This window comes from Piscibacillus sp. B03 (assembly GCF_052246295.1).
Taxonomy (GTDB): Bacteria; Bacillota; Bacilli; order Bacillales; family Alkalibacillaceae; genus Piscibacillus.
In genome coordinates, this window is sequence record NZ_JBQQCO010000003.1 from 164,467 (window position 1) to 184,590 (window position 20,124).

At 37.8% G+C, this 20,124-nt stretch carries 19 protein-coding genes; 5 read left to right on the forward strand and 14 right to left on the reverse strand.

Annotated elements, in window-relative coordinates:
- Positions 1 to 6: 6 nt before the first annotated feature.
- The 5 genes from ACTWQB_RS03810 to ACTWQB_RS03830 all read right to left on the reverse strand — a co-directional run bounded on the left by ACTWQB_RS03810 (position 7) and on the right by ACTWQB_RS03830 (position 5,193).
- Positions 7 to 939 carry an ABC transporter ATP-binding protein gene (locus tag ACTWQB_RS03810; protein ID WP_443137852.1) on the reverse strand — a complete coding sequence of 311 codons (933 nt, stop codon included), beginning with the start codon at positions 937 to 939 and terminating at the stop codon, positions 7 to 9.
- Between the two features lie 101 nt (positions 940 to 1,040).
- On the reverse strand, positions 1,041 to 1,676 hold the full coding sequence (locus tag ACTWQB_RS03815; protein ID WP_443137853.1) for a response regulator transcription factor: 636 nt from the start codon (positions 1,674 to 1,676) through the stop codon (positions 1,041 to 1,043).
- Positions 1,664 to 2,818, reverse strand: coding sequence for a sensor histidine kinase (locus ACTWQB_RS03820; RefSeq protein ID WP_443137854.1), 1,155 nt, complete (start codon positions 2,816 to 2,818; stop codon positions 1,664 to 1,666). The genes ACTWQB_RS03815 and ACTWQB_RS03820 overlap by 13 nt, the downstream gene beginning before the upstream one ends.
- Positions 2,819 to 2,898: 80 nt before the next feature.
- Positions 2,899 to 4,314, reverse strand: coding sequence for a hypothetical protein (locus ACTWQB_RS03825; RefSeq protein WP_443137855.1), 1,416 nt, complete (start codon positions 4,312 to 4,314; stop codon positions 2,899 to 2,901).
- 312 nt (positions 4,315 to 4,626) lie between these two features.
- Positions 4,627 to 5,193, reverse strand: a complete 567-nt coding sequence (locus ACTWQB_RS03830; protein ID WP_443137856.1) for an NADPH-dependent FMN reductase — start codon at positions 5,191 to 5,193, stop codon at positions 4,627 to 4,629.
- A gap of 312 nt (positions 5,194 to 5,505) precedes the next feature.
- Between ACTWQB_RS03830 and ACTWQB_RS03835 the strand changes: the two genes are divergently transcribed.
- Positions 5,506 to 6,015: a sigma-70 family RNA polymerase sigma factor gene (locus tag ACTWQB_RS03835; protein ID WP_443137857.1), complete on the forward strand. Its 510-nt coding sequence runs from the start codon at positions 5,506 to 5,508 to the stop codon at positions 6,013 to 6,015.
- Positions 6,016 to 6,384: 369 nt separating this feature from the next.
- On the opposite strand, the gene garR is transcribed toward ACTWQB_RS03835, so the two are convergent.
- Genes garR through ACTWQB_RS03850 form a run of 3 tightly spaced genes read right to left on the reverse strand, consistent with a single transcriptional unit; the run spans position 6,385 to position 8,258 of the window.
- Entirely contained in the window at positions 6,385 to 7,245 is an 861-nt protein-coding gene (gene garR, locus ACTWQB_RS03840; RefSeq protein ID WP_443137858.1) for a 2-hydroxy-3-oxopropionate reductase, read from the reverse strand.
- A 12-nt stretch (positions 7,246 to 7,257) separates the two neighbouring features.
- Positions 7,258 to 7,533 carry a YciI family protein gene (locus tag ACTWQB_RS03845; protein WP_443137859.1) on the reverse strand — a complete coding sequence of 92 codons (276 nt, stop codon included), beginning with the start codon at positions 7,531 to 7,533 and terminating at the stop codon, positions 7,258 to 7,260.
- 23 nt (positions 7,534 to 7,556) lie between these two features.
- Positions 7,557 to 8,258 (reverse strand): CBS domain-containing protein, encoded by a 702-nt coding sequence (locus tag ACTWQB_RS03850; protein ID WP_443137860.1) that lies wholly within the window; start codon positions 8,256 to 8,258, stop codon positions 7,557 to 7,559.
- A 167-nt stretch (positions 8,259 to 8,425) separates the two neighbouring features.
- On the opposite strand from ACTWQB_RS03850, the gene ACTWQB_RS03855 reads away from it, so the two are divergent.
- Entirely contained in the window at positions 8,426 to 8,962 is a 537-nt protein-coding gene (locus tag ACTWQB_RS03855; RefSeq protein ID WP_443137861.1) for a cysteine hydrolase family protein, read from the forward strand.
- A gap of 5 nt (positions 8,963 to 8,967) precedes the next feature.
- Complete coding sequence (locus ACTWQB_RS03860) at positions 8,968 to 10,053, forward strand: SDR family oxidoreductase (protein WP_443137862.1); 1,086 nt, start codon at positions 8,968 to 8,970, stop codon at positions 10,051 to 10,053.
- 276 nt (positions 10,054 to 10,329) lie between these two features.
- Here the strand turns inward: ACTWQB_RS03860 and ACTWQB_RS03865 are convergent, their stop codons facing one another.
- The gene (locus ACTWQB_RS03865; RefSeq protein ID WP_443137863.1) at positions 10,330 to 10,944 is read right to left on the reverse strand and encodes an SdpI family protein; all 615 of its coding nucleotides are present in this window, start codon (positions 10,942 to 10,944) and stop codon (positions 10,330 to 10,332) included.
- Between the two features lie 194 nt (positions 10,945 to 11,138).
- Here ACTWQB_RS03865 and ACTWQB_RS03870 point away from each other — a divergent pair, with 194 nt between their 5' ends.
- Both ACTWQB_RS03870 and brnQ read left to right on the forward strand, forming a co-directional pair.
- Positions 11,139 to 11,291 carry a hypothetical protein gene (locus tag ACTWQB_RS03870; RefSeq protein WP_443137864.1) on the forward strand — a complete coding sequence of 51 codons (153 nt, stop codon included), beginning with the start codon at positions 11,139 to 11,141 and terminating at the stop codon, positions 11,289 to 11,291.
- A 537-nt stretch (positions 11,292 to 11,828) separates the two neighbouring features.
- Positions 11,829 to 13,154 carry a branched-chain amino acid transport system II carrier protein gene (gene brnQ, locus ACTWQB_RS03875; protein WP_443137865.1) on the forward strand — a complete coding sequence of 442 codons (1,326 nt, stop codon included), beginning with the start codon at positions 11,829 to 11,831 and terminating at the stop codon, positions 13,152 to 13,154.
- Positions 13,155 to 13,618: 464 nt separating this feature from the next.
- On the opposite strand, the gene ACTWQB_RS03880 is transcribed toward brnQ, so the two are convergent.
- The 5 genes from ACTWQB_RS03880 to ACTWQB_RS03900 form a co-directional block, all read right to left on the reverse strand.
- Complete coding sequence (locus tag ACTWQB_RS03880) at positions 13,619 to 14,248, reverse strand: class I SAM-dependent methyltransferase (protein WP_443137866.1); 630 nt, start codon at positions 14,246 to 14,248, stop codon at positions 13,619 to 13,621.
- 15 nt (positions 14,249 to 14,263) lie between these two features.
- Positions 14,264 to 14,725 carry an 8-oxo-dGTP diphosphatase gene (locus tag ACTWQB_RS03885; RefSeq protein ID WP_443137867.1) on the reverse strand — a complete coding sequence of 154 codons (462 nt, stop codon included), beginning with the start codon at positions 14,723 to 14,725 and terminating at the stop codon, positions 14,264 to 14,266.
- Positions 14,718 to 15,134, reverse strand: a complete 417-nt coding sequence (locus ACTWQB_RS03890; protein WP_443137868.1) for a hypothetical protein — start codon at positions 15,132 to 15,134, stop codon at positions 14,718 to 14,720. The genes ACTWQB_RS03885 and ACTWQB_RS03890 overlap by 8 nt, the downstream gene beginning before the upstream one ends.
- A 323-nt stretch (positions 15,135 to 15,457) precedes the next feature.
- Entirely contained in the window at positions 15,458 to 18,550 is a 3,093-nt protein-coding gene (locus ACTWQB_RS03895; RefSeq protein ID WP_443137869.1) for an AAA family ATPase, read from the reverse strand.
- A 15-nt stretch (positions 18,551 to 18,565) separates the two neighbouring features.
- Positions 18,566 to 19,732, reverse strand: coding sequence for an exonuclease SbcCD subunit D (locus ACTWQB_RS03900; protein ID WP_443137870.1), 1,167 nt, complete (start codon positions 19,730 to 19,732; stop codon positions 18,566 to 18,568).
- Between the last annotated feature and the right edge of the window lie 392 nt (positions 19,733 to 20,124).

Genomic DNA, 20,124 nt, shown 5'->3' on the forward strand with positions numbered 1-20,124 from the left:
CTCCCCTTAGTCCCTTAAGTTTCGGCCAGTTAAATGTAAAAAAACATCCTCTAACGTTGGCACCTGAACATTAATACTACTAATCTGAGCTTCTAGTTGTTCAGCTAGTTGAAAGATAGTTCCGAGCATTCGTGATCCTTTAGGAACAATTAATTTAATTGCTTTTTCTCGTTCGATCACTTGAAGGATTCCGTCGACACTCTTCAGTTTCTCTACTAATTCAGGTTCATCACGATCAAGTTCAATAAGAATCGTTTCTTCACTTGATAAAATACTCGTCAGTTCATCTTTAGTTCCCGTTGCAATGACTTTTCCGTAGTCCATAATATATATACGATCGCAAAGCTTTTCGACTTCCTCCATGTAATGACTTGTATATAGAACCGTCATTCCCTTTTCCTCATTCAGCTTCCGTACCATTTCAAGAATATAATGACGTGATTGTGGATCAATACCGACAGTCGGTTCATCCATCATAATAATGTCCGGTTCATGAAGGAGAGCGACGGCTATATTAATTCGCCTTTTCATTCCCCCAGAATAGGTTTTTACTAACTCCTTCTGCCGTTCTTTTAACCCCACGATCTCCAGTACATCATCAATCTTTTGATCAAGCTGTTTACCTTTAAGGCCATATATTTTTCCGAAAAACTTCAAGTTTTCACGTGCTGTCAACTCTTCGTACAGTGCAATTTCTTGGGGAACCACACCTAGCACGTTACGAATTAACGAGGGGTTCCTAATGACACTCTCACCATGCCACTTCACTTCACCAGCTGTTGGTTTAAGTAAAGTTGAAATCATTGATATTGTTGTCGATTTGCCAGCTCCATTAGGTCCAAGAAGACCTACTGACTCCCCTTTATCTAAATAAAGATTGACATCATCTGCGGCAATATTACGTTTATATACTTTTCTCAAATCCACCGTTTCTAACATGTTCCACTCTCCCTATAATTCAGCTTAACTTTAATATATAAAAAAGAAGACAGTGTAAACACTGCCTCCAGTCACAAATCATCGTGACTTAAGTCACTTTATTAAACGATGTCATTTTTTATCGCAAAAATAGCCAATTGAGTCCGATCTCTAAGATACAATTTATCTAGCAAAACGCTTATATTATTTTTAACGGTCCCTACTGATAAAGCGAGCTCCTCAGCAATTTCTTTATTGTTTTTACCTTCACCTATACGTTTTAAAATGTCTGTCTCTCTTGGGGTTAACTCATGCTGTAATTTGGGTTTCGCTTCTTTGTGGTCAAATAATCTAGGGACGACTTTTGCTGCCACTTCACCTTGAATCTGAAGCCCGCCACTCAGACAACTTTTAATAGAACGAATAAGCGATTCTGCATCGGCATCTTTTAACATGTAGCCATGTGCACCAATTCTTAAAGCCTCTAAAGCATATTCATCATCATTAAAAGTTGTAAGCATTAACACCTTCATGTCAGGCCATCGTTCACGAATAATTTTTGCCGCTTCAAGCCCATCCATCACAGGCATTCTAATATCAAGTAGGGCCAAATCAAACCATTGTTTCTCACAGAGCTCTATAACCTCTTTTCCATTACGAGCTTCACCTGTGACTTGGAGGTCTTTGTCCGTTTCAATCATCATTTTTAAACCTTGAACGACAAGTGACTGATCCTCAGCAATGACTATTCGGGCCATTTCACTCCACTCCCTTTTTTCTTCAATGGTACTGTACCACGTAATAGAAAACGATTTTGGTAGATTCGCACGTCTAACTCTCCACCTACGCTTGAAAGTCGTTCACGCATCGACTTAAGTCCAAACCCTTCTTGAAAATTATCCTGTTCATTAACCGGGTTACTTACCTCAAATTTAAACACACTCTCACCAGGCGACTCGAATAGAATTGACACTTCCCTTTGTGCGCTATGTTTCATCACATTCGTTAACGCTTCCTGAATCGAACGGTAGACAACGATAGCTTGTTCCGCCGTTAAATTAGAGCTAAATGCTTTATGTTTTGCTGAAAAGTGAATCCGTATATAATTCTCAGCTTCTAGCTTTCTTATAAGCCTAACAATAGCTGTTAATCCGCCGACATCTTCATGATCCATCGCCTTTACAGCACTTCTCGTCTCTTCTAAGCTATCTTTTGCGAGCATTTTAAGTTCGTTAATTTTTGTTTTAGTATCACCGACTGACTCCATACGCGTAACCTCTAATTGCATAAGTAAATTGGTTAACTTATGGCCAACCCGATCATGTATTTCACGGCCAATTTGTGTGCGTTCTTCTTGTCGGGCAAACTTTTCATCTGTCGCTGACTTAAGTTTAATTTTTCGATACTCATGCAAAAGGGCTTGGTACCTGGAGTCCGCATCATTCAATTGAGTCAGTTTTTGATAACTAATAAACGAAACAACTAGTGCAAAAACGGCATAAATGATCGAAAAAGTAACCGAAATTGGCGATAACAGAATGATGTTAACTGCTATTAAACTTCCAGCTATATAAACTGCCCGCCCTTTCAAACGATAGACTGTCTCTCCTAATAGATATGTAAACGTTAAGATATGTAGTGCACTGACCTCTTGCCAGAAAACAAGTGTCGTAATGACTGATGCTGTCATGATTCCGATTACAGTTAAATGTTTATGATTTTTTAATGCCGGCAGTAAAAAAATAATAGCAAAGAAGCTCGCACTTCCCAAATATTGATAAGCATTAACTTGAGATAATTCCCCTAAGCTAACACCCCAAACGACTAATAGCATTCCAATCCAAAGCCATAATAAATGTTTTTCCATTTGATCACCTAACCAATTTATTACATCTATCATATCATTTTTATGGTTAGAATTTCTGAAATTTTTTAAACAAATAAAACTACCCGAACGAGTCGGGTAGTTCAGATGGTTATCTACCAAATCCATAGAGCTAGTAACGTTGAAACGATTAGCCCCAACATAACTGGTATGAAGTTTTTCCTGGCTAATTCAAGTGCAGATACTCCACAGAAACCTGCGACTGCAACAAGCGATGACCAAGCGACAATCGTTCCTCCACCAGTCCATATAGAACCCATTTGACCAATAGCGGCTAATGTTGATGAATCGAGTCCGCCATTAGCCAATGCTCCGGATAAAGCACCTGTTAATGGAAGGCCTGAGAATCCAGAACCATCGAGGCCTGTGATAATCCCTATGATGAGGATTCCAAACGCTGTTAAGAAGGCACTTTCAGGGATCGCATTTTGCCCTGCTTGAACTAAGTCAAATAAGAATGCTGGCGGTTCAGCTTCTCCCATACTTAAAATACTGCCAGCGAAATCACTACTTCCTAAGAAGAAGAAACCTGCGATTGGTATGACGGGCCCCATTGCTTTAAAAGCAAATACAAAGCCACTAACTATATGCTCACTGACTCGGTCTAGTGCTTTTACCTTGCCGTATGCCAAGGTTGCGAAGGCTAGTAAAATGACAGCCACTCCACCGATTAATGCTGCTCCATCTCCACCTTCAAAACCACCGGAACGCCCACCTTCAAACTTGGTGTAAACCATAAAAACCATAACCCCAAGCATTGAGAGAGGTACTAAAACAGCAAAGAACTTTTGCCATTTCTCACTGTTTGGTACAACATCTGCCTCTTCTTGGCCCGGCAACTTCTTAACATTATCAGCATTGACTGGGTCGTTTGGTTTACGAATTTCCTTGCGAATCATGAAGTAGACAAACGTAATCGCAACAGCACCCGTAATTAATGACAGAATGAGTGCTTTGTCTGCAACGACTGAAGTCTCAACTCCAGCAGCTGTCGCACTTAACATTGGAGCGACTTGAATGACATAGTCTGATGCTAGCGCCATTCCTTGCCCAGCGAGTGCCATGACCATGGCAGCTCCCATAATTGGCATCCCTACTCTTACTGCAGCTGGCATAAGTAGCGCACCGATTAAAGGTACAGCTGGTGTTGGCCAAAAGAATAACGATATAACAAATGTGATTCCTACTAATACGAAAAAAGCGACGTGTCCATTCGTCATGATCCTCTGAACAGGTGCAATCATTTGTTGGTCTGCTCCAAGATCCTTTAATGAATGTAACAACGCAACCATGAATGTGATGATTAAGAATATACTAAACAACTCTTTGGCTGCCGTTAAGTTTGCATTAAAAACGGCGGTAAAACCCGTCACTAAGCTACCTTTGTAAATCCAAGAGACGAGAAATGTTCCAAGAAGCGTCGGGAGCACAACGCCTTTACGAAACACCATCGTCAAGATGACGACTAATGTGACTAACGCATATAGCCAATGGGCTAAAGTTAATTCCATATTGATGTCCCCCTTTTGGAGCATCATATGCACAACCGCCTATATTGGTGCGAGTACATAATAGGAGAGCTTCCTGTTTTAAGAGTGATCAACCCCAAAATATGAAATATCGACCGAGAAGTTTTCGACGCAATAAAAAAGACTATTTTATCGACCCCTATTCCGGATTTATCGACCCCATTTTTCAATATATCAGCCGCGAATTTTGTCGACGGAGTAAAAATCGCTCTTTTATCTACCCCAAAACACAATTTATCTAACGATCTACAAATAAAAATCCAACCGCCACTTGTGCGGTTGGACTTTTTACATTTAAACAGATACGGTTTCTTTTTTATAAGCCTCTGCCATTTCAATCAAACGTTTGATTAAATTTTGAGTCGTTTCTAGATCTTTTCCTTCAAGGTTAAAACGCCCATCTTTCATTTTATCACCCGCAAAACTGCACATTAAGCGTGGTTGACCTGGTACATCAACGTCCATGTGGCTTAATACTTCACGTAAATGCAGCTGTGCTTTTAGAGTTCCACCTTGTCCAGGTGCTGCTCCCATGACGCCTGCCACTTTACCTTTTAGTGAACTCTGACCAGCAGGACGTGACAGCCAATCAATGCCGTTCTTTAAGACACCCGGAATCGAGCCATTGTATTCAGGTGTTGAAAATAAAAGAATATCCGCTGACTCTACTTTTTGTTTGAAGGCTTTCACACTCTCAGGTACAGGCTCTTCCTCGTCCTGATTAAATAAAGGAACATCTGAGTAGTCCACATACTCATATTCAACATGACTTGGTATCTGTTCTGATACAAAATCTAGTAATTTCTTATTAATCGATTCTTGTCTATGACTCCCACTTATACCAACTATCTTTAGACTCATAAAAACTCCTCCTGATGAAAATAACTAGTTTCCATCGTAATCAATGAAGCTAATAAAAAGCAAGCTTTTTGCTTAATTTTAATACACCCTCTATCCCAACTACTCTTTCACACAATTGATTTTTCCATTCGATTATATGTTTGAAAACTAGTTTTCAATTTTTAACTTTTCTCGCGTTTTTTGGACGTTTTTTATTCATTTTCGTCGAGAAAATTTAATTTTCTACTATAAAGATCAATTTTTCTCCTTATAAAGAAAGATGACAACCGTGTGCTGACACTCTATCTTATGGTTATAAGAGGAGGCGGGGGTATGAGAGGTATTGTTCAGGAACAGACAACAGATTTTAGTGAAATCCTTTCTAAATATGAAGGTATGATTTATCACTTAATTCATAAGCTCAATATTCAAGACAAAGACGGGGAGTTTTACCAACATGGGTTAATCGCATTATGGGAGTCTTATCAAAAATATCACGGACGAGATTCATTTCCGAAGATTACATACATCACGATTCGCAGTAGACTCATCGATCTAATTCGTAAGAAAAGCCGTTTGATTGAACATGAAACCATTAGTGATTTCTTCAAGGAAGAAGCTGTGCTCGATGCCAACATTGAGGGGTTTGATCCATTATTTTGGGACATGGTACGTGATGCTTTGACAGAGAAGCAATGGATTTATGTTAAAAAGAGAATCATACAAGGCAAAGAGATTAAAGAAATTGCTCAAGAGGAGCAAACGACAACTGATGCGGTGAAAGGCTGGGGTAAAGAAGTTAAACGAAAGCTAAAACCAGTGCTCGAACCGTATTTAACATAGATTACGGCCGGCATTTGTCGGTCGTTTTTCTTTGGTTTCCTAATGGTCTGATATCAAAATCCGACCAGAGGTGGATGTGATTTCAACCTTAAATACGTTTTGCCGGACTATGAATACGGGTAAACTATAAGTGAACAAAGAACAAAAGGAGGCCAAAGATTATGTATTTATTTGACACTCAGTTACACAGTGTTATGTACAAAGAGCGCTATCGACGATACGAAAAACAACAAGAGCAAGCTCGCAAAGCCAAAAATCATCGCTAATTCGAACTAATATTTTAGAACGAGAGGAGTTAAAATGTGATTTCTATTGTCGATTGCATAACGTAAAAGTCCCTTCAACCCATATAAGAGTTGAAGGGACTTTTTATGCATGCATGTTTTCAAAATATCTTAGTATAGCTGAGTGGTCTTCTTGCCCAAACCCTTCGTTTGATAAGGTTTCCAGTGCATCCTGCATGGATTGTGTTAACGGTAGAGATACACCCAACTCATCAGCTGTTTCAAGTACATTATTAAGATCTTTAAGGTGTAAATCAATCTTAAAACCTGGCTTAAAGTCACGCTCAATCATCATGGGACCCTTTGCATCTAACACCGTGCTACCAGCAAGCCCACCACGAATAGCTTGATGGACAAGCTCTTGGTCCACTCCCATATTTTTAGCTAAAACAAACGCTTCTGAGACAGCGGCGATATTTAATGCGACAATGATTTGATTCGCTAGTTTAGTTGAATTTCCAGCTCCAACGTCTCCAACTCGAACCACTGAAGCTGCCATAGCTTCCAAAATCGGTTTACATTTCGTGAACGTTTCCTCATTGCCTCCAACCATGACAGAAACGGTACCTTCAATGGCTTTAGGCTCTCCACCACTAACTGGAGCATCTAAGAAACCAACTCCTCGCTCCTGTAATACTTTCGCAACTTCTTGGCTAGCTAACGGGGCGATTGAACTCATATCGACGACAGTCGACCCTTTTTTAAGTTCTTCTTTAATCTCCTCAATAACGGCCTTTACTTCTGGCGAATTAGGCACCATGGTTATAACAACACCTGATTGAGAAGCTAATTCCTTATATGTACTAACCACTGTTGCGCCAGCTTTTTTCATTTCCTCATTTGTTTCAATTCTGGAACTTGAAACGACTACCTCATAACCCGCTTTAATCAAATTCTTACACATCGGTTTCCCCATGATTCCAAGACCAATAAAACCAATCTTCATGTTAATCTCCCCTTAATCAAAGTTGTAGTCTGTAACTAACTCCCATTCATGTATGTCATACTCACGTGCTCCTAACTTTATATATGGATCTTGCTCAACCAACTCTTTTGCTTCATCTAAACTTTTAGCACGATATATGACGAGTCCACCTGCTCCATCTGTGAACCTTCCATTCATTAAGACTTTCTTTTCTTGCCTCATTGTTTCAAGAAAATCTAAATGCTGTGGGCGATACTTCTGACTCTTCTCCTCATCTTTCATAGACAAAAAACAAGCAAAGTATTTCATAGTTCCTTCCTCCCTTTTTATTTTTATGGTATATCAATTATATCCCATGCTGAGATAATACCTAATAATGATTCGTCAGGTTTACCGTGGTGGGTGATTAAAACAGCATCAATTCGGTCTTCCTTGTTCACTTGATCTTTAAAAATATCTTCCGCTTCATAAATAGATATATCTCTAGAAACAAACTTATAATTTTCTGTACCTTCTTCATAACTTAGCATATCTTCTAATGTCGTTTCTTCACGTGACAAGAGGTCATCATCAACTGTTTCTGCTAACCAATTGGTAATTCCATTGGCTGTTAGTAATCCTTTGAACTCCTCATCATCATAAACAGGAAACTGAGAGTAATGCGTGTACTTAATCATGTTTAAAACATCAGCAAGCGAATCCGTCACCTTGAAAGACTTTACTTCCTGTGAAAAAGTCGGAATCACTTTTTTAGGCTCTGTTAATTCACTAAGGATTTTTTCTATTTTTTCAACTGTTGAATCGTGTGGCTCTGCAATAACATACTCTGGATCCGTTCGTTCATGGACAATCGCATTTCTTAGGACAGCAAACTCTTGCAAATCCTCTTTAAAACGATTCACTATTCGATTATTTTTAGCAACTTTATTAACTGCCTGTGTGAAGCCAACGTAATGTCCATTTTGACCAAGCTCGTTACTTAAAAATTTATCGATCTGATTAAACGCTATAATATATCGTTCGGAATTTTTCATAACGTCTCTCCCTAAAAAGAATTCTATATTTATTTTTCACTAATATATATTTCATGATACACCCTTTAAAATCCTTGTAACTTCATTTCATTTCCACAAAATCTTGCAGGAATAATCTAATTTATATGGAAATAAGTGTTATATAAGAAAGAAAAGAGGTTCTATTTATGCAAGCACTACTAGTCATTGATGTACAAAATGTCATTGTGAATTTTAAGGACTTTTCTCAACGATTGAGTCAAATCGAGAGAGTTATTAATGATTTTAAAGCAAAGCATTTACCAGTTATTTTTATAAGAAACGTGAGCGCCAACCCAGAGAATCCCTTCCATCATGATTCTGAGGAATCACTAATTTATCCACCTTTTGAAAAACACGCCGATTATACAGTTGAGAAGCAAACACCTAGTTCATTTTTAAATACAACATTAGATGATTTACTGAAAGATCTAGGAGTTAATCAACTTATGATCACAGGATTTAATACAGAGTTTTGTTGTATGTTCACAGCCATTGCTGCTTTTGATCGTGGCTATAAAGTTACATTTCTAGAAGATGCAATTGGCACGGTCAATGATTCAGAGACATATGACATGGAAGGATTAGACATTAATGACTTTGTCAGCACAGCATTACACTGGTCTAATGCCATTGAGGTAATAGACTTTGAGGAATATGAAGAAGAATACTTTTTAAAGGAGTAACGCTTATGGCTAATTACTTTTTCACTGGGTTTCCTGGATTTATTGCAAAGAATCTAATTCAACAAATTATTAAAGATCAAGACCCTCAAGCTATTTATGTTTTAGTACTTCCAGATATGGTTCAACAAGCTGAAGAACAAATTAAACAAATTATAGAAGAGAATCAGATAAAAGATCCGTTTCACATCATACCCGGAGATATTACACGAGAAAATCTTGATATAGGTCCAAACATATTAGAGCATCTTCAAAACCATATAACACATGTTTTCCATCTTGCTGCGATTTATGATTTGGCTGTCCCAAAAGATATTGCTTTTCGAGTCAATGTAAATGGGACACATAACGTGAATGAATTTGTTAAAACACTAAATAAACTCGAGCGTTACGTTTATTTCAGCACAGCTTATGTGTCTGGAAAACGTGTTGGTAAGATTCTAGAAACGGAATTAGATTGTGGACAAGAGTTTAAAAATCATTACGAATACACTAAGTTCGAAGCTGAAGTTTTAGTAAAAGCTTTAAAAGAAGAAGTGCCAACAACAATTATCAGACCAGGTGTGGTTTGTGGACACTCCAAAACAGGAGAAACATTAAAATTTGATGGTCCCTACTTTATGTTAAACATGTTTGAGGCTCTTCAAAGGTTTCCGATACCTTATATCGGAAAAAGTCATGGACTTGGTAATTTTGTTCCTATTGATTATGTACTCGAAGCCACCATTTACTTAGCACACGCGAATGTGGGTATTAATAAAACATATCACTTAACGGATCCAAATCCTTATAAGATGAAAGAGGTTTACGCCATGCTACTAGAAGGGTATATTGGGAAAAACCCTAAGTGGACCGTCCCTTTACCATTAGCGAAACTTGGGCTTTCGTCCAGAATCATACGGCAATGGCTCCAGATCGAAAAAGAATCATTAGATTACTCTTATTTAATCGCCCAGCATGATTGTACTCAAACAATAAATGATCTAGAAGAGTCAGGGATCAAATGTCCAGACTTTAAGGAAGTCGTTCCTTCTGTCATACAATTTTACCGTAAACATAAAGATAATCCACAATACAAGATTACAATTAGCTAAACTGATCGACTTATTCACAATGAAGATGAATGGTAGCCGAAACATACACACAGATTGTTGATAAACCTGTGTACAGTTGGGGAAAACCTTAATTTTTTTGGGGATATAATCGAAATTGGTGAGGATAAATACAATTTTTACAAACAGCCGTTCTTATTTTTTGTGGATAAGTTCAGTATAACGCACCAAAACTTGTGGATGATGTGAATAACCTGTTCATAACCTCTAAGTTATTAACAAAAAGTGCAGAGTAACCCTACTCTGCACTTTTATTGTTTAAGAATTAAGTTTTCTGTCATACCAATAAGACATAAACACCGAGACTAATACGGACAATAGAATTAAATACATAATGATTTGCGATATAAAGTCAGCTACAACAAAAGATAAACCGATGATCATTAACGCCATAACAAATAAGAACTGTCCTGCAAAGTGATTTGATTTCTCCCAAACCCGTTCATCTTTTAACGTCCAGGGCGTTCTTAATCCATAGATCATATTAGGCTTTGTCTTCTGCATATTAATCGCAAGAATAATTAATACACCGCCCACCACAACCCCAATGTAATGAGGCATAATGTATTGAATCTTAAGTCCCCAAGAAACAATCAATAAATGGAGTATAAATAAAATTAATAATACGACGTGATTTACTGATAAAATCATACGGCGTTCTTGATAAGTTTCTTTCTTCTTTAGAACCATTAAAGAAACTAACACATTGATTATCATAAATACTGGCATAAATAATATAGCGAAGACCTTTGGTACATAGTTTCCATGTTCTCCTCCAGACCAGTGGATTGGAATCTCAGGTGTCAAATTTGTGTAAGTAACTAAACTAATGATTAAAGCAACTATAAACACACTTAAGGATCTAAAATACACATCCTCACACCTCTCCCCGTCAACCTTCACTTTCATTGTAATATATTTCCTTTAATTAGTCACTTTTTCTCTACACATAAGTCTGATACTAAAATCAGTCTCCAGAATGAGCGTAAATCAACCCTTATACCGTTAAGAAAAATCCGTATTCAACGTAAACTAATATTAAGAAAAGAGCACTGGAGGAAAATAAAATGTACGATGCTAATAACGCTTATTTACTTAGAGCTGAAGATATAAGAAATGAATGTTTAGATCAACAAAAAAAATTTCGACCTATCAAAAAAGTAAAACGTCAAAAATCTCGCACAAATTGGTATAGAAGACACCTTAGAAAATTAGCTTAAAAGAAAGGGTATTGGCTCCCCCGATACTCTTTCTGAACAAATTGTGAACGAAAGCGATTACATGATTAAAATCAGTCTTAAGGCTGATACAAATGAGTTGCTATACCTTTGTAAGAGTACTATAATGACTCTTGGCTTTAAGGAAAAATTAGCCACAGGAGGGATAAACATGTTTGATATTTACTCAACTACAACACGTATTAACGATTTACGTGATCAATACATCCGTGAACAAAAATTCAACAAGAAACAAAAATAATTCACAACATATACTTACTAACTTAATGAACCCCACGGAAGCTGGAAGGTGTCTCCTTCCCTTTCGTTTAATATAAATTTTCATAATATTATAATAAATATATACAATTGACTGCCCTTAAGTAAAGGGCAGTTTTTATATGTCCTAAGCTAGTGATCATTATATTATAAAAATGTTTTTGCAATTTTGAATTAGCTGTGTTAAATTCTTTTAGGTACTTTTTTTATGTGTTTTAATAAGTAAATTTTCAGATATTTCAATCATCGGAGGTTTTATATATGTCAGCAAGAACGTCATCGATTTTAGCTATTGGTTTTATGTTATTCGCTTTATTTTTTGGAGCCGGAAACTTAATCTTCCCTCCTATGCTCGGACAAATGGCAGGAGAAAATTTAATACTAGCCAATATCGGTTTTATCATTACCGGAGTTGGGTTACCGGTATTAGCAATTTTAGCATTAGCTTATTCTGGAAAAGATAATTTACAAGCTCTAGCAAGCAGAGTACACCCTGTATATGGAATTGCTTTTGCAAGTATTCTTTATTTAACCATTGGACCATTATTTGCGATACCTAGAACGAGTACTGTTGCATATGAAATTGGAATCGATCCCTTTGTAAGTGGACAAGCAGATACCATTCCATTATTGGTATTTTCGATTATATTTTTCGCTGTCACTCTATACTTTTCACTACAGTCTCAAAAGCTTGTGGACATTGTTGGGAAAATGTTGTCTCCGCTACTGTTAGTCTTAATTTCAGTTTTGGTGATTACAGCAATTGTTAATCCGATTGGTTCGATCCAATCGCCTGATGATAGCTTTCTAACCGGAAGCTTTTTCAAAGGATTTCAAGAAGGCTATTTAACGATGGACATGTTAGCTGCTTTTGTATTTGGAATTATCGTCATTAATCTTCTAAAAGAAAGTGGATCAACAAGCAAGAAAGCGTTAATGGTCAACGGACTAAAAGTTGCCCTTATTGCAGCTGTATTACTAGGAATTATTTACTCATCCTTATCTTATTCAGGAGCTACAAGTGTTGAAGGTATTGGTTATTTAGATAATGGTGGAGCGATTCTGGCAAGTTCATTTGATTATTACTTCGGTACATTTGGTTCAGTCTTATTAGCCTTTATTGTTATAGCTGCTTGTCTTACAACGAGCATTGGACTGATTACAGCTTGTGCTTCTTATTTTAATGAGATTGTACCAACCGTATCTTATAAACAATGGGCTATTGTATTTACAGTTGTTAGTACGGTTTTAGCCAACTTTGGATTAAATAAAATTATCGAGTTTTCAATTCCGGTATTATCTTTCTTATATCCTTTGGCAATCTGTTTACTTGTATTAACGTTCTTACACCCATTATTCAAAGGACGCACTGCAGTCTACCAATTAAGTATTCTCATGACATTGATCATCAGCATGATCGAGCAACTATATTTATTAGAAGTTCCTGTAGATGGAATTCATTACTTCTTTGAAGCTGTACTACCATGGTACACAGTTGGATTAGGATGGTTACTTCCAGCGGTTGTTGGTGGATTAATTGGATATGTATTAAGTATGATTAGCCAACAACCTAAAGAATCAGTGTAATTTGTAGGCATCTACCATTCATTTAAGTAGTTTAGTTTAGAGTACAAGAGCTCTGTACTTAAGCTGAACTACTTTTTTCATTTGTTTGATTCTATTGTTCAGGAGATATTAAAGACGAGGAAATTAAATTGGAATTAACTAAAAAAGAGAATTATCATGTTCTTCACATGGTTTATTTGATTGATCATTTATAAAAAAGCACAGAAATAGGTCTTTGAGACTTCCCTATCTACATTTTCCTACTCTCTATCGACAATTCAGGATTCCCTATCTACATTTCTCTGCTCTCTATCGACAATTCAGGCTTCCCTATCTACATTTCCCTGCTCTCTATCGACAATTCAGGATTCCCTATTTACAGTTCTCTGCTCTCTATCGACAATTCAGGATTTCCTATTTACAGTTCTCTGCTCTCTATCGACAATTCAGGATTCCCTACCGACAGGTCAGATTGTAATAAAAAATTATTCTTTTAAACTTTTCCTTAACACTATAGATTGAAACTCAAGTTCTCTTCCAATAACTTCTTTAGGAATGATATTAAAATATTCAACTTCAAACAACTCAGACAATAGAGCTTTTAGATCTTCTGCTTTAAAAAAAGAGAAGAAACGTTGTGGTCGATAAAAGTCATCTTCCCAAACCCCTTCATGGTTCGGACCACCATAAACACCCATATAAAATAAGGCTCCTGGTTTCATCACTCTTTTAATTTCTAACAAAACATTTTTAAGATCATGCTTGGGTACGTGTAGTAAACAGTTTAACGCCCATACTGAGTCAAATGTATTGTCCTCAATTTCTAGGTTAGAGAAATTCATCACTTCAGCTTTAAGACCTTTTTGGCGGCACAATTTAACCATCTCTGGGGATAAATCTGTGCTAAGGGTATCGAAGCCCTGTTCGTTAAAAAACTGGCTATCTTTACCAGGTCCTGCGCCTAACTCTAATATGGATCCAACACCTTCATTTTTTATGTAATCTAGGAAAACTTCACGCTCTTCAATCTTCCAGTCTTCGATTTTATTAGAATCTCGCTCAGCCGCTTTTTGATTGTACGACTCTAGGATTTGATTCGTATAATCCTGACTCATATCATCCACCCCTGTTCATGTTCTTTTGATAATAACTTCTTTAGGACCATTCTCCCATTGTGTTTGAATTTCAAATGTTCCTTGTTCAAAAAATAAATCGAACCTATTTCTGATATCTTCTTGCATAGGTAAAGCTTTAGCTTCATCAATTTTCACCCAATGAAGTTCACCTTCAGGCGGATTTTCCAACAATTCGCCTTTAAAATCATCTGTCCAATAGTTAAACATAATATAACGTGCTTTTCCTACAGGATTCACAAACTCTGATATTCCCTTAAAAACAAGATTATGTACGGTGAGACCTGTTTCCTCTTTCACTTCTCGAACAGCCCCATCTACGAAACTTTCAGGGAAGTCAACTCTCCCTCCAGGCGGGATAAACCCTTTAAAATCATCATACTGCCGATCTAGTAATAAAACGCGGTCACCATCTTGAATCATCACAACCGTCCAGAACTTATATCTTATATCACTCATCTAATTCCCCCAACCTAAGAGTAGGTCCCATCCAACGGCTGACATCACGCCATTTTAATGTATTAGATTTAATTATATTCCCTAGACTGTCTTCATAGCATACTTGATTATGTTGATAGTTTACGGCAGCATCTAAGATGATTGAATCATAGTTTCTAGGTGTCGGGGTTAATTGTAATTGAGTTACTCCTTTAAATACTAGTTCAACAGCAGATATCGGCTTGCCCTGCCCCTGAAAAAGTACTCGAATATTTGTGTCTAGCTCAGTGGGAACTGTCATTCCAAGATCTTCACTTACATAGCTTCCAGTCCACATATACAACTCTTTTAGACAACTATCATGAAAATAGTCAAATGATTCTAGTAAATGCTTGGCATCATGCTCATTATTGATTACGTTCCAACTCATTAGAGACCCGCCTTTAAAATTGACTGATAATTAGATTTTACCATAAATTGTTTGAGGGATTTATCTCAAATGAAACTAATGTTAATGGCCACCTGTTCGTATTAGATAATAAATTTTAAAATAGATAATAAGTGGCTCATTTTGGATAATAAAATTCAAAAACAGATAATAAACTGCTTGTTTTAGATAATAAAACTAAAAATTAGATAATAAACCACTAGTTTTAGATAATAAAACTAATAATTAGATAATAAACCACTAGTTTTAGATAATAAATAATATAGACATAGCAAAACGCCCCAACATTAGTTGAGGCGTTTTCTTTATTTCAGCACAAATTTTGTTTCGCTATAGCCATCTCGTGATTTGTTAACTTCTAGCACGGCTGGTATGGCTGCTTTTAGTTCCTGAACGTGTGAGATTAGACCGATCATTCGGCCCGATTTTTGCAGATCGATTAGCGTATCAATGGCTTTATTTAATGACTCGTCATCTAGTGAGCCAAACCCTTCATCTATAAACATCGTTTCAATCGATACGCCGCCTTGGAAGCTTTGGATGACATCCGACATTCCGAGTGCCAAGCAAAGTGAGGCGTTAAACTTCTCGCCGCCTGATAAGGTTTTAACGTCACGGTCCTGCCCAGTGTAAACATCATAGACATCTAAGCCTAACCCGCTTTGTCGACCTCTTGCTTCCTGGCGGTCACTACGTTTCAAGTAGAACTGACCATTTGATAGTCGTTTTAACCTCGCGTTCGCAGCGTCTACAATTTGTTCAAGGTATTCTATTTGTAAATATCTCTCAAACGAGATTTTACGATTGTTCTGTCCACGAACGACATCATATAAATCTTGAACTCTATTAAGAGCTTTCTCTTGTTCTGCTACTTGTTCACTTGTCTCGATCATTCGTGCCTTTAGATCCATTGTGTCATGTTGTATTTGGACTGCTTGGTTGTACTGTTGTAAAGCTTGCTCGTATTGCTCCTGAGCTTCCTTCACTTTAGCTTCAAATGATTCTAAATCAACTCGTTCTTGATCAGTTAACTGCTCTTGAAGATCTTTGATTCTAGTATTGACGGTTGCTAGTTGTTGGTTATACTGTTCAATTCTATCTTTCATTGCTTTGCGTTCTTCTTCGGTGCGTTTAGCGTTCCGATATTCGTCTTCGTTCTGGAAGCCATGTTCTGATAAGGATTCTTTAAAGTTGTGTTCAGCCTTGTCCAGCTTATTTTGTGCTTCTTTCAAGTTAAGGCTAGCATTCTCAACATGCGTGCTAGCTTTTGCCGCTGTTTCCCTTGCTTTGTTTAGTTCGGCCTGTGCACTCTCCCAAGCCTTCTCAAGTCGTTCTCTAGCTTCAATTGCTCCATTCAGTTGTTTTTCTAAGTTGCCAGGCTCGCGCAATGTTTCTGGTACCGATTCTAACGCATTCTGATAAGTTGTCTTAGCACGCTCCACTTCTAAATTCTTCTGGTCTAACTGTTTTTTGATTTGTTCTTTTTGCTGCTCGGACTTATTAAGTTGTTTTGTTAATTTATCCAGTTGCTCACGCTGACTTTTTAACTCTTTAGATAATTGAGTTAGTCGTTCAACTTCACGACTTAGTGCCTGACCTTGTTCAACAATCCAATCAAACGTTTGTTTGACTGTTTCAGGTTCAATTTCGTGGTTCTTTAATACTTGTTCTTTTTCCTGGATTTGTTCTTGCTTCGCTTTAAATTGAGCTACAACCGTTGTGTACGATTGATATTGCTTGTCATACTCTTCTTTTGCTTGATCCAGTTCCTCTTTAGTTGGTGTATGAATCGCCACTTCAGCCTTTTGTGGATGATCTATACTGCCACATACAGGGCAAGGCTCTCCATCGTCGAGGTGTTCTGCGAGTAAACCTGCCTGGCCATGAATCCAAGCTTGCTCTTTTTGTTCAAAGGTATCTTTAGCTTTTTTGTAAGACGCCTCTTCTGTTTTTAACGTCGCTTTGATCCCTTGAAGCTCATCTAGCAACTTAATGTAGCTTTGAGCTTCACGTCCCTTTTCTCTTAGGGACTCAAGTTCTTTTTGCTTTTGAGGTAAAAGGTCAACCTCTTCAGTTGATTTTCGGATGTGTTGTTCGAGTTGCTGTTGCTCTTTTTGTTGGTGTTGATGTTGTTGCTCAACTGATTGATAGTGATTGCTCAGCTCTTTCATACTTAATTCAGCTTGTTCAACAACTTTTTGGTGTGCACTTAACTCATTTACTTTTGGTCGTAATTCTCTAAGTTTTTCAACTAATTGAGCTTTTTCTTCACGTTCAGTTTTACGTTTTTCTTCCGTTTTGTATTGTGCCTCAGCTTGTTTTTGTGCCTCGCCCGCAGTTACTTGAGCCTGCTCTGCATCTGCCTTCGCTCGTCTTTTTTGCTCAAGGTCTTGGCGCAAGTCCTTTACGTAGGATTCTTGCACTTCAATTTGGCTGGCGCGCTCACTTTTTTCCAATAAAATTTGTTGGTGATTAATCTCGGATTTTTGCGCTTGAAGCTCTGTTAATTTCTGCTCGTTTTGCGCTAGTTCTTTAAATTTTTCGTTTAGTGCTTTCGCTGTTTGGTATTGGTCTTGAATCGTTTGTGTATGCTTTTGAGCTTGGCTTTTTTGGGTTTGCTTTAAATCGACCTGCTCGCGGTAATAATTTGTTTCTTCTTGTAACGCCTCAACGAGCTGGTTCATATTGAAGTGTTCCTGGGATAATACTTGAACAAGTTTCGACTCTTCCCGCTCTGGAAGTTTTGAGCGAATTTCTGCTACATAGTTGTCGCGTTGTTGTGCAATTCGCGCAAACTCATCCTCCACTTCTTTACGCTTGGCATTTAGACGTTCGGTAATTTCTTGATAAGGGTATGTCTGGAAAATTCGGCGCAAAATCTCTTCTTTGTTTTCTGTTTTTGAAGTTAACAGCTTCCGGAATTCGCCTTGTGGCAACATGACAATCTGAGAGAACTGGTCTTTGGTTAACCCGACGATTTCTTCTACTTTTTGATCAATCTCTGATTTCATTTGGCGGTCGACACACGGTGTTTCGCCTTGATTAGTGATCTGATAGAATTCATACTTTTCGCCTGTTGCAGTTTTGTTCCCTTTTTTGACGTGCCCAAGCTGGCGTAATACTCGGTAGGTTTTGCCGTTCAGTTCAAACACAAGCTCCACACTTGTGTGAACCTCATCGTCCGCAAAGTCACTGCGCAGCATCTTAAAGTTTTCTCGGTCTTCACCACTCGCAGACCCGTATAAGGCAAAACAGATGCCATCAAAAATCGTCGTTTTCCCTGCACCGGTTTTACCCGAAATGACAAACAGGCGATTGTCATCTAATTCTTTAAAATTAATGACTTCACGGTCTTTATACGGTCCAAATGCTGTCATGGTTAATTTTATAGGCTTCATTCGTCTAACCCTCCCTTACTTCGTGACCGTTTCACGTTTTTGTTTCAGAACTTCATCCAGTACTTCTTTAAAAATATCTTCTGTTTCTTCGCTTACTTCTTCACCTTTTACTTCTCCATAAAAGGCTTTGAATAAATCTAAATCACTCATTTTATGGCGTTCGACTTTCGGAGATGAGCTCCCTTCATCTTGAGTACTGATTAGGAGTTTACGTTCGACATGCATGGCGTTCGGATAGACAGAACGAATTTTTTCCATAGGATAGAGCACAGGGGTTTCATCAAGTAAACGTACGAAAACATAATCTTCACTCATGTTGTGGGTTAATAGCTCGTCAATCGTCGCTTCAATGGTGCACATATCACGGCGCGGTGTGAGTTCACGTTTCTCGATAGTGGTTGTACCGTCAGCTTCAAGTTCGACCACTAAATAACCTTTTCTATGATTCTCTTCAGAAATCGAATATTTAAGTGGCGAGCCCGCATAACGAATCGTTTCGTTCCCAACATGGTGTGCTTGGTGCAAGTGACCAAGCGCGGTATAATGGAATTTTTCAAAATGCTTGGCGTTCACATGTTCAGCACCACCAATGGATAATGGTCGCTCTGAGTCACTCGTATTTTCTTCTGGTTCTCCTAATGGTGTTACAAAATGGTGGCCAACAAACACATGACGTACATCTGGGTCCATGTGCTTTTCAATTTCCTGAACAATCCGCTTCATTGCATCGTCATGACTGCGTACGTTTTCATCGTCAAAAAGATGGCGGACGACACTTGGGTCAACATAAGGTACAAGATGAAAATGAACGTCGCCATGATTGTCCGATAATACAACCGGATTAGGTTCAGGTGAAAGTTGTCCAACGATATGTAGGCCGTTATCACGCATGATTTTAGATCCGAAATTCAATCGACCAGGACTATCGTGGTTTCCAGCAATAGCTAGAACCGGGACTTCGATATCTACCACGAGTTCTTTAAAAATATTATCTAGAAGATTCACTGCGTCAGTCGGTGGAACAGCTCGGTCATATAAATCCCCTGCAATAATAACGACATCGGGTTTTTCCTCTCGTACTGCATCAACAAACTGCCTCAGCACAAACTCCTGATCTTCCGTCATATACACACCTTGCACAAGCTTCCCTAAATGCCAATCAGCCGTATGGAATATCTTCAAGACCCTCAGCTCCTTCTCTTAATCTATTACTTATTTTAACATGATAAGACCCGACTCTATATGAGAAATATCTGGCTGTTACTTCATAGAAAAGTTCAAAATCCCATATTTCTACTAAACCCAGCCATTCTTCCGACTATTTCAGCTTTCTTATTTATATTCTCACGCCCTCTATTGACATTTCAGGCTTCCCTATCTACACTCCCACGCTCTCTATCGAGATGACGTACAATAGTCTGTGTAAGAAAATGTATAAAAAATAAAAGTAAGGTACAACCTCTAATTAACTCTGACATTAACTAGAAAGGATGTGCCTTACCCTATGTCTAATAGTATAACAGAAAATGTATTTTCTAAACAGATTGAGGAGCTTGTACGTGATTTTGTGAAAA

What these genes read in the sequence shown, in the direction of transcription:
- ACTWQB_RS03830 (WP_443137856.1), bottom strand. Translation starts at nt 5,193, where the DNA reads ATGAGTCTAAAGATAGTTGGTATAAGTGGGAGTCATAGACAAGAATCG.
- ACTWQB_RS03885 (WP_443137867.1), bottom strand. Translation starts at nt 14,725, where the DNA reads ATGAGTGATATAAGATATAAGTTCTGGACGGTTGTGATGATTCAAGAT.
- ACTWQB_RS03820 (WP_443137854.1), bottom strand. Translation starts at nt 2,818, where the DNA reads ATGATAGATGTAATAAATTGGTTAGGTGATCAAATGGAAAAACATTTA.
- garR (WP_443137858.1), bottom strand. Translation starts at nt 7,245, where the DNA reads ATGAAGATTGGTTTTATTGGTCTTGGAATCATGGGGAAACCGATGTGT.
- ACTWQB_RS03825 (WP_443137855.1), bottom strand. Translation starts at nt 4,314, where the DNA reads ATGGAATTAACTTTAGCCCATTGGCTATATGCGTTAGTCACATTAGTC.
- brnQ (WP_443137865.1), top strand. Translation starts at nt 11,829, where the DNA reads ATGTCAGCAAGAACGTCATCGATTTTAGCTATTGGTTTTATGTTATTC.
- ACTWQB_RS03880 (WP_443137866.1), bottom strand. Translation starts at nt 14,248, where the DNA reads ATGAGTCAGGATTATACGAATCAAATCCTAGAGTCGTACAATCAAAAA.
- ACTWQB_RS03845 (WP_443137859.1), bottom strand. Translation starts at nt 7,533, where the DNA reads ATGAAATACTTTGCTTGTTTTTTGTCTATGAAAGATGAGGAGAAGAGT.
- ACTWQB_RS03895 (WP_443137869.1), bottom strand. Translation starts at nt 18,550, where the DNA reads ATGAAGCCTATAAAATTAACCATGACAGCATTTGGACCGTATAAAGAC.
- ACTWQB_RS03890 (WP_443137868.1), bottom strand. Translation starts at nt 15,134, where the DNA reads ATGAGTTGGAACGTAATCAATAATGAGCATGATGCCAAGCATTTACTA.
- ACTWQB_RS03870 (WP_443137864.1), top strand. Translation starts at nt 11,139, where the DNA reads ATGTACGATGCTAATAACGCTTATTTACTTAGAGCTGAAGATATAAGA.
- ACTWQB_RS03810 (WP_443137852.1), bottom strand. Translation starts at nt 939, where the DNA reads ATGTTAGAAACGGTGGATTTGAGAAAAGTATATAAACGTAATATTGCC.
- ACTWQB_RS03850 (WP_443137860.1), bottom strand. Translation starts at nt 8,258, where the DNA reads ATGAAAAATTCCGAACGATATATTATAGCGTTTAATCAGATCGATAAA.
- ACTWQB_RS03835 (WP_443137857.1), top strand. Translation starts at nt 5,506, where the DNA reads ATGAGAGGTATTGTTCAGGAACAGACAACAGATTTTAGTGAAATCCTT.
- ACTWQB_RS03815 (WP_443137853.1), bottom strand. Translation starts at nt 1,676, where the DNA reads ATGGCCCGAATAGTCATTGCTGAGGATCAGTCACTTGTCGTTCAAGGT.
- ACTWQB_RS03855 (WP_443137861.1), top strand. Translation starts at nt 8,426, where the DNA reads ATGCAAGCACTACTAGTCATTGATGTACAAAATGTCATTGTGAATTTT.
- ACTWQB_RS03860 (WP_443137862.1), top strand. Translation starts at nt 8,968, where the DNA reads ATGGCTAATTACTTTTTCACTGGGTTTCCTGGATTTATTGCAAAGAAT.